Raw genomic sequence first — 20,850 nt, 5'->3', positions numbered from 1 at the left:
AAAAACCATATAAAGCAATATTAAAAAATTGTATATTCGTCACCTATGAAAAAAGAAGCTATTTTAAATATTAAACAACTCCTACAATCACCAAAAAAAATGGTTATTGTTCCTCATAAAAATCCGGATGGTGATGCTATTGGATCTACATTAGGTCTTTATCACTATTTAAAAATGCATAATCAAGAAGCCATTATTATTGCACCCAACGATTATCCAGACTTTTTAAAATGGATGCCAGGTGAAAATACCATCTTAAAATACGACGCGGAAACCGGAAAATGTAATGATTTAATTAGTGATGCTGATGTTATTTTTACTTTAGACTTTAATGCCTTAAACCGAACGGGTGATATGGAGTTGGTTTTAAAATCCAGCTCTGCACTGAAAATTATGATTGATCATCACCAACAACCAGATGCTTATGCCGCCTACATGTATTCAGATGTAACCATGAGCTCCACTTGCGAAATGGTTTACAATTTTATTACCATGCTTGATGATAAGAACTTGATTAACCAAGATATAGCAACCTGTTTATATACGGGAATCATGACCGATACAGGATCATTTCGTTTTGCATCCACAACAAGTGAAACACATCGAGTTACTGCTTTTTTAATTGACAAAGGTGCACAACCTGCCAAAATTCATAATGCCGTAATGGATGCCAATAGCTTCGATCGTATGCAACTGTTAGGTTGCGCACTTACTAATTTAAAAGTTATTCCGGAATCTAAAACGGCGTATATTACACTATCGCAAGATGAATTGAATACGTATAACTATAAAAAAGGTGACACAGAAGGATTTGTAAATTATGCATTATCGCTTCAAAATATTATTTTTGCCGTCATATTTATTGAAGATAAACAAAACAATATCATTAAAATGTCGTTTCGTTCTAAAGGTGATTTTTCTGTAAATGAATTTGCACGAGCACATTTTGAAGGAGGTGGTCATACAAATGCTGCAGGCGGTAAAAGCAATTTATCGTTGCCCGAAACCGTTGAAAAATTTATTAGTATATTACCTGCTTATAATAACGCCCTGAAAAATGAATAAATTTCTAGTATTAACTTGCCTACTACTAACCGTTTTTGCCTGTAAATCACCAGAAGCAAGACGGCCTATTTCAGCTAAATCAGGATCATTTATAGATCAGTCCGTTAAACGAAATATCAAATTAAACAACAGAGAACGCACTGCTTTTGAAAGCATTATGTCTAAAGATTCTGTTACAAATTACAAGACTTCAGAAAATGGTTTTTGGTATTATTACAATACCAAAGTAGCGGATTCTTTAACAACACCAAAATTTGGTGATACGCTTATATATAACTACTCTATTAAAGATATTAATGAAACCGTAATTTATAGTAAAGCAGACTTGATGCAGCAAACTTACATCATGGATAAACAGGAATTATTTACAGGTTTGCGTGAAGGCTTAAAACTCATGCGATCTGGTGAAACAGTTACCTTCCTGTTTCCTTCTCAAAAGGCTTATGGTTATTATGGTGATGAGAATAAAATTGGTACGAATGTGCCACTTATTTGCGAAGTCACCCTTCTAGATATTAAAACAACTGAACCCAATTAAATAGATATAATTAACTATTAAAACTTAAAAATGAATACATTAAAACATACCATGAAATTATTAGCTTTGGCACTTTTAGTAAGTTTCACCTCTTGCAGTCAGCAGTATCCTGATTTAGAAGAAGGACTTTATGCCGAATTTGTAACCAATAAAGGCACCATGGTTACCAAGTTATTTTACGATAAAGTTCCCGTAACGGTTGCCAATTTTGTGGCTCTAGCAGAAGGCACACACCCAAATGTTTCTGACGCCTATAAAGGAAAGCGGTATTATGACAGTTTAACATTTCACCGTGTTATCAATAAGTTTATGATTCAAGGTGGAGATCCAACCGGAACTGGATCTGGTGATCCTGGTTATAAATTTACAGACGAATTCCACCCAGATTTAACACACTCTAAGCCTGGTATCCTTTCTATGGCTAATTCGGGTCCAAACACCAATGGAAGTCAATTTTTTATTACGGAAGTACCAACACCACATTTAGACAATAAGCATTCTGTTTTTGGTGAAGTAGTAATTGGGATGGACGTTTTAGATACTATTTCAAATGTACAAGTCCAGTCAGGTAGCAACAAGCCTATTGAACCTGTAATTATTGAAAAACTAAATATTATTAGAAAAGGAAAAGCTGCTGAAGACTTTAATGCGGCTGCAGTTTATCAGGATGAATTACCTAAAGTTTTAGAGAAGCAAGAAGCTTTAAAAGAAGCAGCTCGCCAAAAACTTAAAGAATCAGCTAGTGTTGCAGCTGAAGCTTTTATTGCTAAAAACGAAGGTTTAGGTACTGTTAAAAAATTAGAAACAGGCGTGGTGATGATCTTTATGGAAGAAGGCGAAAACACAAAACCATCAAGTGCAGACAAAGTATTAGTAAATTATGCTGGTTTCTTTGAAGATGGACGTTTATTTGATACAAGCTGGGCAGAAGTTGCTAAAGCAAATAATGCTTATAACGAACAACGCGATGCTCAAGGTGGTTACCAACCATTTCCAATGATTTACAATGAAACTGCTGGATTGGTTCCTGGTTTTAGAGAAGCTATGTTAAACATGAATGTTGGTAATAAAGCAAAAGTGTTTATACCATCTTATCTAGGCTATGGTGAAAATGGTTCTGGCCCAATTCCTCCTAATACCAATTTAATTTTCGATCTGAAAATTGAAGGCATTCAAGGAAAACAATAATCAAAAACAGTTTATAAAAAAGCCGCGTTTCTAATTTAGAAACGCGGCTTTTTTATGGGATTACTTACATCAAGTAATTTATGGTTTCTTTGGGATATTCTTTAAAATCTCTAAAACAAATTTCCAGTATTTTTGAGCTGATGAAATTTGAGCTCGTTCATCTGGACTATGCGCGCCCTTAATGTTAGGTCCAAAACTAATCATATCCATGTCTGGATAATTCTGACCTAATATACCACATTCTAATCCAGCATGACAAGCTGCAACATGTGGTTTTTCATCGTTCATTTCTATATAAAGTTTCTCTAAAACTTTTAATATTTTAGAGTCCATATTTGGTGTCCAACCAGGATATTCCCCTGAAAATTCAACTTCACACCCTGTTAATTCAAAAGTAGCTCGTAAACTATTGGCTAAATCCCATTTAGCACTTTCTACGGATGAACGTGTTAAACAAGCTATTTCTATAGCTCCATCTTTAATAACAACGCGTGCAATGTTGTTAGAAGTTTCTACTAAATCTTTAATATCTGCACTCATTCTATATACACCATTTACAGCCGCATATAACGCACGAGTAACACCTTCCTGAACACCTAAATCCATAATATTTTTAGGCGTATCTACTTTAGTTACTTCAATTATCAAATCAGGCTCCATAGTTTTATACTCTGTTTTAATAATTTGAGCATATTGTGCCATTTCCATAATAAAAGCATCTTCATGAATAGAATCAATAGCAACAATTGCCTTACTTTCTCTAGGAATGGCATTCCGTAAGCTGCCGCCTTTAATTTCAGAAATTCGTAAACCAAAATTCTCAAAACCATCAAATAACAAACGGTTCATAATTTTATTCGCATTTCCTAAACCTTCGTGAATTTGCATCCCCGAATGCCCACCTTGTAAGCCTTTTACGGTTATTGAAAAACCAGTTTTAAATTCAGGTGTTTCTTCTTCTCTATAACTTCTTCTTGCCGTAACATCAACACCACCAGCGCAACCTACACCAATCTCATCATCTTCTTCTGTATCTAAATTTAAAAGAATCTGACCGCTCAATAAACCACCTTCCAGTCCCATGGCACCTGTCATACCGGTTTCCTCATCAATTGTAAATAAAGCTTCAATGGCTGGATGTTCAATGTCTGTGCTTTCTAAAATAGCCATAATGGTTGCAACGCCTAAGCCGTTATCAGCACCAAGTGTGGTACCTTTTGCACGAACCCAATCACCATCCACATACATCTCTATACCTTGAGTATCAAAATCGAAATCGGTATCATTATTTTTTTGATGAACCATATCTAAATGCGACTGCATAACGATTGGCGTTCTATCTTCCATACCTTTTGTGGCTGGCTTTTTTATGATGACATTTCCTACGGTATCCTCTATAGTTTCTAGACCCAATTTTTGTCCGAAATCCTTCATAAAGGCAATAACACGTTCTTCTTTTTTTGAAGGTCGTGGTACCGCATTTAAATCGGCAAATTTATTCCATAAGGCTTTTGGTTCTAGTTCTCGTATTGCTTCGTTCATATCTGTATTTTTAAGTTTTACAAAGGTAATTATTATGTACAGAGTAATAAAACAATTCCTTATTTTTGAAATATGCAGAAAAACCCAAAGCTTTTAGTTGCGCTCGCGCTTATTCCACAAATTATACTACTTAATATTTTAGCACAGTTTCCCGAATTTGTAGAAACCTATTATAGCACTGGTATGTATCAATGGATTTCTACTATATCCCGCTTGGTGTTTGGTTGGATACCATTTTCATTTGGGGATATTTTTTATGCAACTGCTATTATTTTTATAATCCGTTGGTTAGTGGTTACTAGAAAACGCATTTTCAAAGATTTTAAAAATTGGGTGATTGATATTTTTGCTACTATTTCTCTCATCTATTTTGCTTTTCATCTGTTTTGGGCTTTTAACTATTATAGGTTACCGCTTCATAAAAACCTAAACCTGAAAGCCAATTATACAACCGAAGAACTCGTAACGGTAACCGAAAAATTGATTAAAAAATCAAATGCACTCCATCTAGGAGTCGCCATTCATGACACCTTAAAAGTAGATCTACCCTACTCCAAAAAAGACATTTTAAGCATGGCACCTTTGGGTTATAAAGAATTACAAAAGCAGTATCCGCATTTGGAGTACCACCCAAAAAGCATTAAAATGTCCTTATTTAGCTTACCACTCACCTATATGGGTTTTAGCGGTTATTTAAACCCACTAACTAATGAAGCACAGGTAGACGAACTCATTCCAATTTATAAATTTCCTACAACGGTATCTCACGAAATTGCACATCAGTTAGGATATGCAGCAGAAAACGAAGCCAATTTTATTGGTAGTTTGGCTGCTATGTCTCATGAAGACATTTATTTTAAATACTGCGGTACAACTTTCGCTTTACGGCATTGTTTGTATGAAGTTTACAGACGAAGCCCGGAAAAATATGACACATTATTGCCAACCATTAATAGGGGTATTTTAAAGAATTATCAAGAAGTTCAAGATTTCTGGAATGGCTATCAAAACATCACCGAACCCGTTTTTAAAGAAACTTACAATTCCTTTTTAAAAGCCAATAACCAACAAGGTGGTATGGAAAGTTATAGCTATGTTGTTGCACTTTATGTAAACTATTTTTTATAATACTAAACAAAATGTTAAAAAACATTCAATTCGTTTAGCACCCATTTCTTATTACTTATATTTAATTTTTAAAATTTAAACCAACCTAAACCCATGAAACAACTCCTTATGCTTTTGTGTTTTGTATGCAGTACATCACTGTTTTCACAAAACTATTTTCCAAAAAATGATGGTGTAAAAACTGAAAGTCATAATTACCATGCTTTCACCAATGCAACCATTCACATTTCTCCAACAGAAACAATTAACAATGCCACACTATTAATTAAAGATGGCAAAGTTATTTCTAGTGGAAAGCAAGTTCAAATTCCAGAAAACACAACGATTATTAATTTGGAAGGCAAACATATTTATCCCTCATTTGTAGATATATATTCTTCGTTTGGAACCAAAAAACCAGAACGTGCAGAAAATTCTAATAGCCCACAATATGATGCCTCTCGAGAAGGTTACTATTGGAACGACCACATAAAACCAGAGCAAAACGCTATTGAGGGTTATGCTTTTGATGCTAAAACAGCAACCGAATTACGCGAAGCTGGTTTTGGAACGGTTAACACACATATTCCAGATGGTATTATTCGTGGAACTGGTAGCTTAATTGCCTTATCACCTACTGGAACAGATGCCTCTCGTATTTTGGCTGATCGTTCTGCACAATATTTATCAACACGCAAAAGCATCACGTCTAACCAAGCCTATCCCACTTCTTTAATGGGAGCTATGGCGCTAATCAGACAAGTAAATTATGATGCGGAATGGTACGCTAAAGGCTTGTCTGAAACAAAAGACCGATCGTTAGAAGCGTTCAATAACAATAAAAATTTGGTTCAAATAATTGATGCAGGAAGTAAAATGAACGACTTGCGCATGGACAAAGTTGGAGACGATGTTAAGACGCAGTATGTTATTGTTGGTGGTGGTGATGAATATGAATTAATTCAAGAAATTAAGGCTACAAATGCGTCATTCATCATCCCTATTAATTTTCCAGATGCATTTGATATGGAAGATCCGATTATGGCAAACACAGCATCTTTAGCCGATATGCGTGAGTGGAATCAGAAACCTAGTAATCCTGCTGTTTTACATAAAAATGGTGTGCCTTTTGCCCTCACCTTACACGATTTAAAGAAACCGTCTGAATTTATGCCAAACCTTCAAAAAGCCATTCAATATGGCTTGGATGACATGGCAGCTTTAGCCGCATTAACAACCGTTCCTGCAAGAATTATTGGAAAAAGTAGCGAAATTGGAACCCTTAAAAATGGGTCATACGCAAATTTTTTAATTACTTCAGGAGCCATTTTCGATACTAAAACAACACTTTATGAAAACTGGGTTCTGGGTAACAGACATGAAATTGTTCCGATGAATACAAAAGATATTCGTGGCGATTATGAATTACAAGTTGCTGGAACCACCTACGATTTAAAAATTTCTGGTGAAATCTCGAAGTTGAAAGCTACTGTAAAAACGGATACACAAACGTTAGGCTCTAAAATAGCAATGACTGATGATTGGATGTCATTAGCATTTTCTAGTATAGATACCACCAAGCAAGATTTCGTAAGGCTTTCAGCTAAAATTTCAAATACAGCAAATTTAAATGGGTCTGCCATTTTACCAAATGGTAATGAAACCACTTTTTACGCTAAAAAACTGGAATCTAAAGATGCTGAAAAATCAGATGATTCTGAAAATGAAGACAACAAGGAGTCTAAATCTGATATAAAGATTTTTCCTGTTACCTATCCAAATGAAGCCTATGGTTTTTCGGAAAGACCAAAACAAAAAACTATATTATTTCAAAATGCAACAGTTTGGACCAATGAAGCTTCAGGTATTTTAAAAAACACCGATGTGCTTGTAAAAGACGGTAAGATTGCAAAAATTGGCAACAATCTGAGCGCTGGAAATGCTATGGTTATTGATGCCACAGGAAAACATATTACATCAGGTATTATTGACGAACACTCGCATATTGCAACAGCAGCAGTTAATGAAGCCGGACAAAATTCTACAGCAGAAGTTACTATTGAAGATGTTGTAGATTCAGACGATATAAATATCTATAGAAACTTAACAGGTGGTGTAACAACCATTCAAATTTTGCATGGTTCTGCCAACCCTATTGGAGGTCGCTCTGCAATTATCAAATTGAAATGGGGCGAATCAGCACAAAACTTAATCTTTCCTAATAGTCCTAAATTCATCAAGTTTGCATTAGGTGAAAACGTAAAGCAATCCAATTGGGGCGATTATTCACGTTCACGTTTCCCACAAACCCGAATGGGTGTGGAACAAGTGTATACCGATTATTTTACGAGAGCAAAAGAATATGAGGCTTTAAAGAAAAGCGGCAAACCGTATCGTAAAGATTTGGAAATGGAAACCCTTTCTGAAATTTTAAACAAAGACCGTTTTATAAGTTGCCATTCTTATGTTCAGAGTGAAATTAATATGTTGATGGAAGTTGCAGAACGTTTTAATTTTAACATCAATACGTTTACACATATTTTAGAGGGTTACAAAGTAGCAGATAAGATGAAAGAACACGGTGTCGGTGCTTCGACTTTTAGTGACTGGTGGGCTTACAAATTTGAAGTGAATGATGCCATTCCATACAATGCCGCTATTCTTCATAACCAGGGAATCGTTACGGCTATTAATAGTGATGACGCTGAAATGTCTAGACGATTAAATCAAGAAGCGGCTAAAGCAATCAAATATGGCGGTATTAGCGAAGAAGATGCTTGGAAAATGGTCACGTTAAATCCAGCAAAGTTATTACATATTGACGATCGTGTTGGAAGTGTTAAAGTAGGAAAAGATGCTGATATGGTTTTATGGAGCGGCCACCCAATGTCTGTATATTCTAAAGCTGAAAAAACACTAATTGAAGGAGCTGTATATTTTGATATCGATCGTGATAAACAAATTCGTAACGCTATGAAACAAGAGAAAAATGAATTAACAACCATGATGTTACAAGCTAAAAACAAAGGCTTGAAAACAAAACCAATTGTTAAAAAAGAAGATGAACTTTTCCATTGTGATACGCTTTAATAACTAAAAAGAAAATAAGATGAAACATAATACAATATATATATTCATTATAGTGCTTTTCATGGGAAACTTCTCATTCGCGCAACAAACACCTGGAACCAAACAAACAAAACCCATTGCAATTATTGGAGCAACGGCACACATTGGAAACGGCCAGGTTATTGAAAATTCTGTGATTGTTTTTGAAAATGGAAAAATCACCTCTGTAAACACCACAAATCCCAACACATCAGGCATGACCGTAATTGATGCTAAAGGTAAACACGTGTACCCTGGGTTTATTGCTGCTAATTCTGCTTTAGGGTTAGTAGAAGTAGATGCTGTTAGAGCATCTGACGACCAAGATGAAGTTGGCTTTATGATTCCACATGTACGTAGTTTAATTGCTTACAATACGGAATCTAAAGTAGTAGAATCCATGCGACCAAATGGTGTTTTAATGGCACAAGTTTCTCCTAAAGGTGGTCGTATTTCAGGAACCTCCTCCATTGTGCAATTAGATGCTTGGAACTGGGAAGATGCCGCTATTAAAACAGATGATGGTATTCATTTAAACTGGCCTAGTGCTTTTTCAAGAGGTAGATGGTGGTTGGGTGAGCCTGCAGGTTTAAAACCAAATAAAGATTATGCAGAGCAAATTAACGAGGTTGTTACCTTTATTAACGACAGTAAAGCCTATTTAAAAGGCGATAAAACTCCTAAAAACCTACCCTTTGAAGCGATGCAAGGTTTATACAATGGCAAGCAAAAACTGTTTATCCATGTCAATGATGAAAAAGGAATTACAGATGCTATTCATTTCGCAAAAGATAATAAAATTGATCAATTGGTAATTGTAGGTGGTGCAGAAGCACATAAAGTAACCGACTTATTAAAACAATACAGCATACCTGTTTTAATTAATACACCACATACATTACCAGCCAGTGATGATCAAGACTACGATATGCCATTTAAATTAGGAAAACTTTTATATGACGCAGATGTTCTTGTAGGCATTCAAGTTGGAAATGCGGAAAACTTCCAAACACGTAATTTACCGTTCTACGCAGGAACTTGCGCAGCGTACGGGATGGATAAAGAAGAAGCTCTAAAATTAATCACATCTAACAACGCTAAAATTTTAGGTATTGATGCCTTTGTTGGTACATTAGAAGCAGGAAAAGACGCCACACTTTTTATTAGTGAAGGTGATGCTTTGGATATGCAAACCAATATATTGACACACGCCTTTATTCAAGGTCGTGAAATAAGTTTAGAAAGTCACCAAACAGAATTATGGAAACGTTATTCTGAAAAGTATAAGAATCAGTAACCCGTTATTACTGGAAATAAAAACGAGTCTTCAAAAGACTCGTTTTTTCTATATTCAAGTTCGTAAAATATTATTTTTACCAGTATGATAAAAAAAATAAGCAGCACACAAAATTCTTACATAAAAGAATTGGTGCTTTTAAAAGAGAAATCTAGAGCGCGAAAAAAGTCTGGATTATTTTTAATTGAAGGGGCTCGGGAAATTGGTTTAGCCCTAAAAGGTGGCTATAATTTAGACACTATTATATTTTATCCAGAATTGTTCTCAGAAGCCCAGATAAATCAGTTTGCTGATGGCTCTATAAATTGCATTGAAGTATCCAAGGACGTGTATCAAAAATTAGCACATCGCGATACAACTGAAGGTGTTTTGGCCGTTGCCAAACATAAAGAGCATGCTTTAGAATCGGTTGTATTACATTCCGAAAACCCATTAATCCTAATTGCAGAAGCACCTGAAAAACCGGGAAACATTGGTGCTATATTACGAACTGCTGATGCCGCAAACGTGGATCTTGTAATTATTGCCAACCCAAAAACGGATTTGTACAATCCAAATATTATTCGCTCTAGTGTTGGTTGTGTATTTACCAACCAAATTGCAATGGGTTCAACAGAAGATATCATTACATTTTTAAAAGAAAAGCAGATTCATATTTACTGTGCAGCTTTGCAAGCATCTGTAGATTATCATACGCAAGATTACACCAAATCAACGGCCTTGATTGTTGGTACAGAAGCCACAGGATTAAGTCAAGAATGGCGCGATGCGGCTACGCAAAATATTATTATTCCCATGCGAGGTGAAATAGATTCTATGAACGTCTCTGTTGCCGCAGGAATTCTTATTTTTGAAGCGGTTCGCCAGAGGTTAATGAGTAATTAACAATTAGCGATTAATAATTACCTTATGAAAGATAATATCATAGCAATCAAGTCCTATAACTTTGCGCTATCTATAGTGTTTTTAAGTAAAAAGTTAGTCGAAAATAAGGAGTATGTGCTATCGAGACAAATTTTAAAATCAGGAACATCCATTGGCGCAAATGTTGAAGGAGCCATTGGAGGTATTTCTAAACGAGATTTTAGAGCTAAAATGTCCATTTCATATAAGGAAGCTAGAGAAACACATTATTGGTTAAGACTTTTAAAGGATTCCAAATATATTACTACTGAAAAATTTAACGCTCTTGAAAATGAACTTTCAAGTGTTTTAAAAAAAATATTTAAGATAATTAAATCCTCCAAAGAAAAATTAATTCATCATTAATTACTCATTGTTAATCATTAATTTTTATGACCTCAACCACCCTATTCTACATCATAATCGCCATCATCATAGTCGATTTTCTTGTTGATAAAATCCTCGATGCTTTAAATGCCAAACAGTTTAACAATCCTATTCCTAATGAAGTAAGTGACGTATATAATGCGGAGGATTATGAAAAATCGCAAGCATATAAAAAAACCAATTATAAATTTGGTCTTATAACATCCAGTTTTTCAATGGTGTTAACAGTTGCCTTTTTAGTATTAGATGGTTTTGAGTTTATTGATACCATAGCAAGAAGTTATTCCGAAAGTCCAATTTTAATTGCCTTGATTTTCTTTGGAATGATTATGATTGGAAGCGATATTTTAACCACACCTTTTTCCTACTATAAAACTTTTGTTATTGAAGAAAAGTTTGGATTTAACAAAACGACTAAAGCCACTTTTTTTCTAGATAAACTTAAAGGATGGCTTATGATGGCTATTTTAGGAGGTGGTATTTTAGCACTAATTATTTGGTTTTATCAAGCTACAGGTAGCCTATTTTGGTTATATGCTTGGGGATTGGTTACATTTTTCACCATTTTCATGAATATGTTTTATGCGCGATTAATAGTACCACTTTTCAATAAGCAAACGCCTTTGGAAGATGGTAAACTTCGTGATAAAATTTCCGCCTATGCAGAAACCGTTGGTTTTACGCTGGATAAAATTTTTGTCATTGATGGTTCCAAACGAAGCACTAAAGCCAATGCTTATTTTTCAGGTTTTGGTAGCGAAAAACGCGTAACATTATACGATACCTTGATTACCGATTTAGAAGATGAAGAAATTGTGGCAGTGTTGGCGCATGAAGTTGGTCATTATAAAAAGAAGCATATTATTTTCAACTTGGTAACTTCGGTTTTATTAACTGGATTAACGCTGTATATTTTATCTGTTTTTATCTCAAATCCGCTGCTATCAAATGCGCTAGGTGTAGAAACACCAAGTTTTCATGTCGGTTTAATTGCCTTCGGATTACTATACAGTCCAATTTCAGAAATCACAGGGTTAGTTATGAATTGGTTTTCCAGAAAGTTTGAATACCAAGCTGATAACTATGCTAAAAACACCTATGCTTCAGAACCTTTGATTACGTCGCTTAAAAAATTATCAAAAAATAGTTTAAGCAATTTAACACCACATAAAGCCTACGTATTTGTGCATTATTCACATCCAACCTTATTGCAACGTATTAAGAACTTAAAAACTTAATGTGACTTTTTCCGTTGTGCTTTTGGAGGCATGGTACCAAATATCTGATCCCAAAAGGTATTGGAAACTCCAAAAGCTTTATTAGGATATTGATAATGGTGCAAACTATGATGATGCCATAATTTTTTAAATCGTTTTGGAGGTCGCATGATATGCGTGGCGCGATGCACAAAAGAATACATAAGATATCCTACGAAAAAACCTGGAAAGAAACCATAAACAAGATTAGTAATACCTAAAATCCAAAAAATTAAATAAAAAAAGCCAAATAATAAGGTCGCCAAAATAAGTCCAGGAACTGGCGGCATAAGTAAACGCTCCTCATCTTTTGGATAATGGTGATGAGCACCATGCATGATAAAATGAAATCGTTGTGACCACTGGGCTTCGGTTACCCAATGAAACACATAGCGATGTAACATATATTCAGCAAAAGTCCAAAAAAATAGTCCAACTACAAATAAACCTATAAATTTAAAAAGACTTAATTCTATTATTTCCAATGCTATATACGCCAAAATTACATTTACAACGCCATAAATAAGTATATTTGAAAGCGGATCTGTTTTTGTTAAACGCTCTAAAAATGGATTTTTAAAAATTTGAGCTTTTCCTTGTTGAAAATCGGTAGTTACCTCTGGTTTCATATTCAGTTTTTTATGGTAAAAATCTAACTACTAAAATATTAAATTTCATATAAAAAGTAAAATTTTCATACAAATTCAAGTAATTTTGGAATCTATTAAGCGACTTAAAATATGCGACTATTAAAACTTATTTGGGATTTTAGAGGACCCGACGCTCTGAAGATAGCCGAACATCATGAAATTCATTTAAAGGAATACATTACACGCGAAAATTTAGACCTTGAAATAACTGGTTTTAAAGCCGAGAATGATCTACATGCTATTGCCTTTTTAGTCGTTCAAGAAGACCAAATGAAACCCATTCGTGATGCCTTAAAACCCCACCGTGGGCAACTTTATACCGAAACATTATGATTTTAACAGCTGCTATATTTATTTTATGTGCCATATTAGTCTACAACTTTAAATTCTACGACTTAATTGCAGGCTTCAACACCATGTCTGATGACGAAAAAGCAACTTATAATATTGAAAAAATAGCACGCTTGTTTGCCATAGTCATGTATAGCATGGCTGCCATTATACTTATAGGCTATGCACTTTCCAAATGGTTAGACAATGAACAAATAGGTGCTTATGGCATTTTAATTGCTACTTTATTGGGTGTGCCTTTTCTCTTGATAAAGGCAAATTCCAAGGCGTATAAAAAGGATTCTGAAAACGATTAGTTATCGCGAGTAATTAGGCGATTCTTTTGTAATAGTAACATCATGTGGATGACTTTCATTAATCCCAGAAGCCGTAATTTTCACAAAACGTCCTGTTTCCTTTAAGGTTTCTACATCTTTAGCACCACAATATCCCATGCCTGCACGTAAACCACCAACAAATTGATGAATACTTTCATTCAATTCCCCTTTATAAGGTACACGGCCTACTATACCTTCTGGTACTAACTTTTTAATATCGTCTTCCACATCTTGGAAGTAACGGTCCTTACTACCTTGTTTCATGGCTTCAACAGAACCCATGCCACGATAAGATTTAAACTTTCGACCTTCGTAAATAATGGTTTCACCTGGCGATTCTTTCGTTCCTGCTAAAAGGGAGCCTAACATAACTGAATCAGCTCCAGCTGCAAGCGCTTTAGGAATATCACCTGTATACCGAATACCGCCATCTGCAATAACGGGAACACCGGAACCTTTTATGGCTGCTGCTACCTCTAGTACGGCTGAAAACTGCGGAAACCCAACACCTGCTACCACACGTGTTGTACAAATGGAACCTGGTCCTATACCTACTTTTACGGCATCTGCACCTGCTTCTACTAAATATTTGGCTGCTTCAGCTGTGGCTATGTTTCCAACAACTACATCTAACTGCGGAAATTTAGCTTTTACTTCCTTTAAAATAGTCACAACGCCTTTAGTGTGTCCATGAGCTGTATCAATAATAATCGCATCTACACCAGCCTCAACCAATGCTTCAGCTCGTTCTAGAGCATCTCCAGTAACACCAATTGCGGCTGCTACGCGCAATCGTCCAAATGAATCTTTATTGGCATTCGGCTTTTGTGTGAGTTTTGTAATATCGCGAAATGTAATTAAACCAATCAGTTTATTGTTTTCATCAACAACCGGTAATTTTTCAATTTTATTTTCTTGTAGAATACCTTCTGCATCTTGCAATGAGGTGCCTTTTCCGGCAGTGACCAAATTTTCAGAAGTCATGACTTCTATAATTGGTCTATCATCTTCTTTTTCAAATCGTAAATCTCTATTGGTAACAATTCCTTTCAACACACCATGGTCATCCACTATTGGAATTCCGCCAATACTATATTCTGCCATGTTCTGTTTGGCATCACGCACGATAGCAGTTAAAGGTAATGTTACTGGATCGATAATCATACCACTCTCGGCACGTTTTACTTTTCGAACTTTAAATGCTTGCGCCTCAATGGTCATATTTTTGTGCAAGACTCCAATACCCCCTTCTTGAGCCATAGCAATAGCCATTTTACTTTCAGTTACCGTATCCATAGCGGCCGATACAATAGGAACATTTAAAGTAATATTTCTTGAAAATTTGGATTGAATGCTAACTTCGCGAGGTAAAACTTCAGAAAATGCAGGAACTAATAAAACGTCGTCGTACGTTAATCCTTCTCCTAAAATTTTGTTGGTGTGTGCTATCATGATGCAATTACAGTTATAATTGCGTGCAAATATACAATTTAAATAAAGAAATTAGTTTTAAGTTGGCGTTAAATTATTTTTTAGATTTCAGTTTCAAGAAATAAGATTTGATATACAGCTTACTAACACCCCTTTTTCTGTATGTCTTAAAAAATAAAAATCTATTTAAATAGAATAAAACATATGGGCTGGGTTTCATTTGATTATGTCAAAACATTATTTATTAATAAATAAAATCCAACTAGAATTACAGAACAAAAACCTCAACTTGTAGATAATTTAATCTAACAAAAACTTAAATCCTACCGAAGCTATATGAGCATAGAGTCCATTACTCCTATCATAATATCCATAGCGAAAATCTATACTTTTTAAACCCAGTTTCCAGATATGAGCGGAAGCAAAAATATCCGTATAACTAAAACCAAAACCATACTGATTACTATTGAATTCAGACAAATCATAATCAGAGGTATAAAACGTTTCCGTTGACAAATGTGCGTTGTATGGAGCAAAATAATCGGCTGCTGTTTGTGTATAATAACGATAAAGTGGATACACGGTAAACTTTTCTGATATCTTGAAAGGTAATTCTATACTTGCTGTATGCGAATTCACCCCCCAATCATCATAATAATAGCGGTAATAAGTTCTAATCGTTAAGCGTTCATTTAAAAAATAATTAAAACGCGCTCCTATTGGCATTTTAAAGCGTGTATCTGGTAAGCGTTCGACGTCATCCGCTAAATGAAAATCGTCAATAAAAAAATCAGGTTGATCTTGAAAATAAACTCGCTGATGTGGTGTAGATAATAATCCATTTTGCTGAACAAGATCTATAAAAACGGACGCCTGAAAGTTTTTAGACAGAATTTGTGAAAAAATAAAGGATATACTGTATGAATTTCGAGACTCATCTGTAAACGCTTCATATTTAAAAGGATCATATATACCTGAACCTATAATATTTGTGTTTGAAAAATCAGGTCGTAATTCAATAGGGTACTGCGGATTCCAAGTATCTAAAAACACATTTGCTTTAATGGTTAATTCCGTATTTTTTTCATTAAACAAATGTGTATAACTTCCTCCAAAACCAATTGAAAAATAATCATATTCAGATGCCACACTTATATGCCCTTCAACAATATTGTTTCGGTCATCCGAACTGTGTGCATAACTAAAATTACCGTTAACCCATACATCTGAAGCCGAAGCACCTGAAGAATCCGAATATGGACTAGCAGGATTTGAAGAATCAAAAGGGTTAATATTGCTTGAAGAAGCTGAAGAATATGCTGAAATTCCAGCGTCAACCGTTAAAACATCGTCGCTATTTAGAGGGATTGCAATTACAAATGTTGGCGTAATATCTGTTAATTCTTCGGTACCAATTCCTCCAGACACGGCAGCATTATTACCATCTTGGGTATAGTAACTCATTAAAAAATCGACTTCAGCTGTTTCTAAAACACGCTTTTTATATGTCGATATACTATCCGTTTTTTTAGACTGCCCAAAAGTTGCTAGACTAAAAACGAATATAAATATGTGAGCTAATTTTCTCATATTAATTACAACCACAGCCACCTCCTGTTTTTCCTCCATTTGCACCAGAAGATGCTTCACGATATAATTGAAAATTAGTTTCAAAACGCTCTATTTTTTTTGCCGAAAGCACCATCTCTGGATCGTTAATATTCACTTTATCATATTCTTTAACGGTTACGCAAGAATTAAATAAACTCCCAAATACCACAAGTACTAAAAGTTTTTTCATTGTTTTGGTTGAATTTTATCAGAATAAAAAATTTCACCTGATTCATTAATTATAATACAATCAATAGTTTCTAGTTGGTTTACAAAGTTGAGACCCACATCTTTACCCATAACAAATATGGAGGTTGCCAACGCATCAGCAAGTTCTGCTTTTGGAGCTAAAACACTCACACTTATGATACCAGTACTTGGATAACCGGTTCTAGGATCAATAATATGAGAATATCGAATGTTATCAAATTTTACAAATTTCTCATAATTTCCAGATGTTACTATAGCACGATTATCAACTGGTAACATAGCAAACACCTTGTCCTTATTTAGCGGATTGGTTATAGCTATTTTCCAAGTTTCACCTGTTGTTTGAAAACCCCAAGTATTCATGTCGCCAGACGCATTTATGATTCCAGCTTTAACACCTCTTTGCTTCAGTAAATCTTTAGTCTTGTCCGCTGCATAGCCTTTTCCTATGGCTCCAAAACCAATTTTCATTCCAGCTAGCTTCAGGAAAACACTAGTCTCTTCTTTATTTAAAATAATGTTTTGATAACCAACTTTTACAACGGATTCTGAAATTTCAGAATCAGTCGGTTTTTCAGTCATACTGCCATCAAATTTCCAAATTTTATCCATAGATGCATACGAAATATCAAAAGCGCCTTGCGTGAGTTTTGATATACCAATTGCACGTTCAATAAGATGATATAATTCTTTATCTACAACTACAGGTTTTATACCTGCATTCCTATTGATTAGCGATGTTTGGGAATTAGCGTCCCAAGAAGATATTAAACGTTCAATCCGTTCAATTTCGCTAACGGCTTGGTCTATAAAACCATCAGCTTGAATTTGCGAATCTGCAATTACAGTAATATCAAAGCGACTTCCCATTAATTTCATGGTGCGCTTATAAGTACCTTGTGCAAAGGTAATTGTTGAGAGTAAAAAAAAACAGTATGCTGTTACAATGACTTTCATTTATTTTACAAATGCTTGAAGCTTATTCACGTAATCTTGTGGTTCAATTTTTTCATAACCTAGTTCACCTAAAACAACACCTTCAGCATTTAGCATTAAAACAAACGGAAAAAAGCCATTTGGGTTATACCTGTCTGCTAGTTTTCTGTTTTGTTCTTGTAGTGTTTTAGATAAGGCATTTTCCTTCTTCCTTGGAAAATCGGCGCGAACTAAAATAGCATTTTCAGTGGCATAAATTTTAAACGTATCAGATTGAAATATTTGTTTATCTAATTTAATACATGGTGAGCACCAATCTGTTCCAGCAAATACAAGAATAATCGGTTTTTTTGATTGCAATGCTTCTTGTTGAGCGGCTTCAAAATTAGTCTTCCAGTTTTGTGAGAAAACACTATTTGAGACAATAACAAATAATATTAGCAATACAGAATTTTTCATAGTGTATAGTTGAAGATTTTATGTAACGATGGATAACGCAAAGTTTGTGTAATTATTGTAATCTGAACGTAACAAATGTTACACAACTGTAAAAAGATCAATGCCTGTTACTTACAGATTTTATTTTTATTTGTTCTAAATAAACTTGCAGAAACCCATTTTTGACTCTATTTTTGCAGCCTGAAAAAAACTATTCATAATAAGTCTAAATAAAAATGAGGATCAAGTTATCACTAATCGCGGCCTTATTCGGTGTATCATTAGTAGCACAGGAAAAAAAAGAGACCGATTCTATTCAAAATTTAAACGAGGTTATTATTTCCACCAATGTCATTTTTGGTAATAAATATGTAGCACAAAACAGGACAGGTTCTGCTTATTATATTTCACCAAAAGAATTAGCTAAATTTAATTACACAGACATAAATCGTGTGTTACGAACCGTACCTGGTGTTAATATTTATGAGGAAGATGGTTTTGGATTAAGACCCAATATTAGTCTTCGAGGCACATCGCCAGAGCGTAGCGCAAAAATATCAATTATGGAAGATGGTGTACTTATTGCACCTGCGCCTTATAGTGCGCCAGCTGCTTATTATTTCCCTTCTATAGCCCGTATGGAGGCAATAGAAATTTTAAAAGGTAGTAGTCAAGTTCAATATGGTCCATTTACTACAGGTGGCGCTATAAATATGGTGTCTTCACAAATACCAGATTCGTTTTATGGTCGCGTTTTTGGTAGTTATGGTTCATTTGACACTGGACAGTTTCAAGCCAAAATTGGAGATAGCAAAGAGAATTTCGGCTATATGGTTGAGTATTTAAATTTCAACTCAGATGGTTTTAAAAACCTATTAGATAATAGGAATACGGGTTTTGACAAAAATGATGTCGTTGCTAAATTCCGAATAAACTCATCTAAAACTGCAAAAATAAGACAAGCCCTAGAAATGAAATTTCAATATTCCGATGAAGTATCAAACGAAACCTATTTAGGTTTAACAGATGCTGATTTTAGTGCCAATCCTTATAACCGCTATGCAGCTTCGCAAGAAGACCAAATGAATGCAGAACATGTTCAATTTACAGCAACACATAAACTTGATTTATCATCAAAATTCAGAATTACCACAACAGGTTATTACAACCGATTTAAGCGAAATTGGTATAAATTAAATGATGTAACTCTAAATGACACTAAAGTTGGGATTGCAGATATTGTTAGTGATCCAATAGTATATTCAAATTATATGGATGTGCTGCGAGGCGAAGTAAATTCTGCTGATAACGCATTAAATGTAAAAGCTAATAATCGTTTATACAACGCTAAAGGCATTCAAACTAAATTAGATTACCACTTTAATGGTGAAAACACATTTCATGATATCGAAATTGGTTTACGTTATCATTATGATGAAGAAGATCGTTTTCAATGGGTTGATAAATTCGCCATTAATTCCAATGGTATCATGACACAAACCGAAGCTGGTATTCCAGGAACAGATGCTAACAGAGTTAGTTCTGCCAAAGCGTTTGCTGCATTTGCTATGTATAAGTTTCGCTATAACAAACTAACCATTACACCAGGTTTACGTTATGAAAACATAGTTTTATTACGAGAAGATTTTGACAAAAATGATGTGTCACGAACCGGAAATGATTTAGCTTCTAGAGAAAATAAAGTAGATGTTTTCATTCCTGGTGTTGGCTTTAATTATAAGTTCAATAATCAGGCTACCATTTTTGGAGGAGTACACAAAGGGTTTTCGCCACCAAGCAATCAACCTGGCCAAGAACCTGAAGAAAGTATAAATTACGAATTAGGCTCACGATTTTCAATTTTTGGAATAAAAGGTGAAGTGGTAGCTTTCTATAACGATTATAGTAATTTATTAGGAAGTGATTTAGCCGCAACTGGCGGAACTGGTTCCTTGGAACAATTTAATGCTGGTGAAGTGGCTGTAAAAGGTATTGAAGCTTTGTTTAATTACGATTTATTAGTATCAAACAACACCTATTCTTTACCTATTTCTTTTGGTTACACATATACAAATACCAAGTTTTTAAATAGTTTTGGAAGTAGTGAGGACCTTTGGGGAACGGTTGAAGCCGGTGATCAACTACCCTATATCCCTGAACATCAGTTCAACCTGATGCTATCTTTAGAACATGAAAAATACGAACTAAATGCCAGCAGTCGTTATTTAGGTGCTTTTAGAACCCAAGCAGGTACAGGAGCCATTCCTGATAATGAAAAAGTAGATTCGAATTTTGTTGTTGATTTTTCAGCTAAATATCATATCAACCAACATTTAAGTCTAACATCAAACATTATTAATGTATTTGATGCTACTTATGCAGTTTCTAGAGTACCAGCAGGATTGAGACCTGGTCATCCGTTTGGAGCTAATTTAGGATTAGAATTTAGGCTTTAGAAATAATTAATCATTCGAGATAATCCAAAAAAACATATTAAAAGAAGAGTCACTTGAAA

General features: G+C 34.7%; 19 protein-coding genes. 12 read left to right on the top strand and 7 right to left on the bottom strand.

Annotated features, from left to right (window positions below; all coding sequences use genetic code 11):
• Positions 1-45: 45 nt before the first annotated feature.
• Genes BM239_RS09025 through BM239_RS09015 form a run of 3 tightly spaced genes read left to right on the top strand, consistent with a single transcriptional unit; the run spans position 46 to position 2,791 of the window.
• On the top strand, positions 46-1,065 hold the full coding sequence (locus tag BM239_RS09025) for a DHH family phosphoesterase (protein WP_092207776.1): 1,020 nt from the start codon (positions 46-48) through the stop codon (positions 1,063-1,065).
• The gene (gldI, locus tag BM239_RS09020) at positions 1,058-1,603 is read left to right on the top strand and encodes a gliding motility-associated peptidyl-prolyl isomerase GldI (protein ID WP_092207774.1); all 546 of its coding nucleotides are present in this window, start codon (positions 1,058-1,060) and stop codon (positions 1,601-1,603) included. The genes BM239_RS09025 and gldI overlap by 8 nt, the downstream gene beginning before the upstream one ends.
• A gap of 30 nt (positions 1,604-1,633) precedes the next feature.
• Positions 1,634-2,791, top strand: coding sequence for a peptidylprolyl isomerase (locus BM239_RS09015; RefSeq protein ID WP_245758219.1), 1,158 nt, complete (start codon positions 1,634-1,636; stop codon positions 2,789-2,791).
• A gap of 78 nt (positions 2,792-2,869) precedes the next feature.
• On the opposite strand, the gene BM239_RS09010 is transcribed toward BM239_RS09015, so the two are convergent.
• Complete coding sequence (locus BM239_RS09010; protein WP_092207772.1) at positions 2,870-4,333, bottom strand: aminoacyl-histidine dipeptidase; 1,464 nt, start codon at positions 4,331-4,333, stop codon at positions 2,870-2,872.
• A gap of 72 nt (positions 4,334-4,405) precedes the next feature.
• On the opposite strand from BM239_RS09010, the gene BM239_RS09005 reads away from it, so the two are divergent.
• The 6 genes from BM239_RS09005 to BM239_RS08980 all read left to right on the top strand — a co-directional run bounded on the left by BM239_RS09005 (position 4,406) and on the right by BM239_RS08980 (position 12,373).
• Complete coding sequence (locus BM239_RS09005; RefSeq protein WP_092207770.1) at positions 4,406-5,461, top strand: DUF3810 domain-containing protein; 1,056 nt, start codon at positions 4,406-4,408, stop codon at positions 5,459-5,461.
• A gap of 93 nt (positions 5,462-5,554) precedes the next feature.
• Positions 5,555-8,530 (top strand): amidohydrolase family protein, encoded by a 2,976-nt coding sequence (locus BM239_RS09000; RefSeq protein ID WP_092207768.1) that lies wholly within the window; start codon positions 5,555-5,557, stop codon positions 8,528-8,530.
• A gap of 19 nt (positions 8,531-8,549) precedes the next feature.
• Positions 8,550-9,845 carry an amidohydrolase family protein gene (locus BM239_RS08995; protein WP_092207766.1) on the top strand — a complete coding sequence of 432 codons (1,296 nt, stop codon included), beginning with the start codon at positions 8,550-8,552 and terminating at the stop codon, positions 9,843-9,845.
• Positions 9,846-9,929: 84 nt separating this feature from the next.
• The gene (locus BM239_RS08990) at positions 9,930-10,730 is read left to right on the top strand and encodes a TrmH family RNA methyltransferase (RefSeq protein ID WP_092207764.1); all 801 of its coding nucleotides are present in this window, start codon (positions 9,930-9,932) and stop codon (positions 10,728-10,730) included.
• A 24-nt stretch (positions 10,731-10,754) separates the two neighbouring features.
• The gene (locus BM239_RS08985; RefSeq protein WP_092207762.1) at positions 10,755-11,114 is read left to right on the top strand and encodes a four helix bundle protein; all 360 of its coding nucleotides are present in this window, start codon (positions 10,755-10,757) and stop codon (positions 11,112-11,114) included.
• A gap of 26 nt (positions 11,115-11,140) precedes the next feature.
• Positions 11,141-12,373, top strand: a complete 1,233-nt coding sequence (locus BM239_RS08980) for a M48 family metallopeptidase (RefSeq protein ID WP_092207760.1) — start codon at positions 11,141-11,143, stop codon at positions 12,371-12,373.
• On the opposite strand, the gene BM239_RS08975 is transcribed toward BM239_RS08980, so the two are convergent.
• Positions 12,370-13,020, bottom strand: a complete 651-nt coding sequence (locus tag BM239_RS08975; protein ID WP_092207758.1) for a sterol desaturase family protein — start codon at positions 13,018-13,020, stop codon at positions 12,370-12,372. The genes BM239_RS08980 and BM239_RS08975 overlap by 4 nt on opposite strands.
• Positions 13,021-13,131: 111 nt before the next feature.
• Here BM239_RS08975 and BM239_RS08970 point away from each other — a divergent pair, with 111 nt between their 5' ends.
• Positions 13,132-13,374, top strand: a complete 243-nt coding sequence (locus tag BM239_RS08970) for a hypothetical protein (RefSeq protein WP_092207756.1) — start codon at positions 13,132-13,134, stop codon at positions 13,372-13,374.
• Positions 13,371-13,688, top strand: a complete 318-nt coding sequence (locus tag BM239_RS08965) for a DUF3784 domain-containing protein (RefSeq protein ID WP_092207754.1) — start codon at positions 13,371-13,373, stop codon at positions 13,686-13,688. Before BM239_RS08970 ends, BM239_RS08965 begins: the two co-directional genes overlap by 4 nt.
• Here BM239_RS08965 and guaB read toward each other — a convergent pair whose 3' ends face one another.
• From guaB to BM239_RS08940, 5 genes are all read right to left on the bottom strand, one after another.
• Entirely contained in the window at positions 13,689-15,161 is a 1,473-nt protein-coding gene (guaB, locus tag BM239_RS08960; RefSeq protein WP_092207752.1) for an IMP dehydrogenase, read from the bottom strand.
• Between the two features lie 279 nt (positions 15,162-15,440).
• On the bottom strand, positions 15,441-16,730 hold the full coding sequence (locus tag BM239_RS08955) for a DUF3570 domain-containing protein (protein WP_218151654.1): 1,290 nt from the start codon (positions 16,728-16,730) through the stop codon (positions 15,441-15,443).
• Between the two features lies 1 nt (position 16,731).
• Positions 16,732-16,941: a DUF4266 domain-containing protein gene (locus BM239_RS08950; RefSeq protein WP_092207748.1), complete on the bottom strand. Its 210-nt coding sequence runs from the start codon at positions 16,939-16,941 to the stop codon at positions 16,732-16,734.
• Positions 16,938-17,918, bottom strand: a complete 981-nt coding sequence (locus BM239_RS08945) for an FAD:protein FMN transferase (RefSeq protein ID WP_092207746.1) — start codon at positions 17,916-17,918, stop codon at positions 16,938-16,940. The genes BM239_RS08950 and BM239_RS08945 overlap by 4 nt, the downstream gene beginning before the upstream one ends.
• Positions 17,919-18,356, bottom strand: coding sequence for a thioredoxin family protein (locus BM239_RS08940; protein WP_092207744.1), 438 nt, complete (start codon positions 18,354-18,356; stop codon positions 17,919-17,921). It abuts the gene before it with no gap.
• A 215-nt stretch (positions 18,357-18,571) separates the two neighbouring features.
• On the opposite strand from BM239_RS08940, the gene BM239_RS08935 reads away from it, so the two are divergent.
• Positions 18,572-20,791, top strand: a complete 2,220-nt coding sequence (locus BM239_RS08935; protein WP_092207742.1) for a TonB-dependent receptor family protein — start codon at positions 18,572-18,574, stop codon at positions 20,789-20,791.
• Positions 20,792-20,850: the final 59 nt, after the last annotated feature.

This window comes from Algorimicrobium echini (assembly GCF_900115185.1).
GTDB classification, from domain to species: Bacteria; Bacteroidota; Bacteroidia; order Flavobacteriales; family Flavobacteriaceae; genus Algorimicrobium; species Algorimicrobium echini.
The sequence above is the reverse complement of the archived record's forward strand: the minus strand, read 5'-3'. Positions and strand labels throughout refer to the sequence as shown.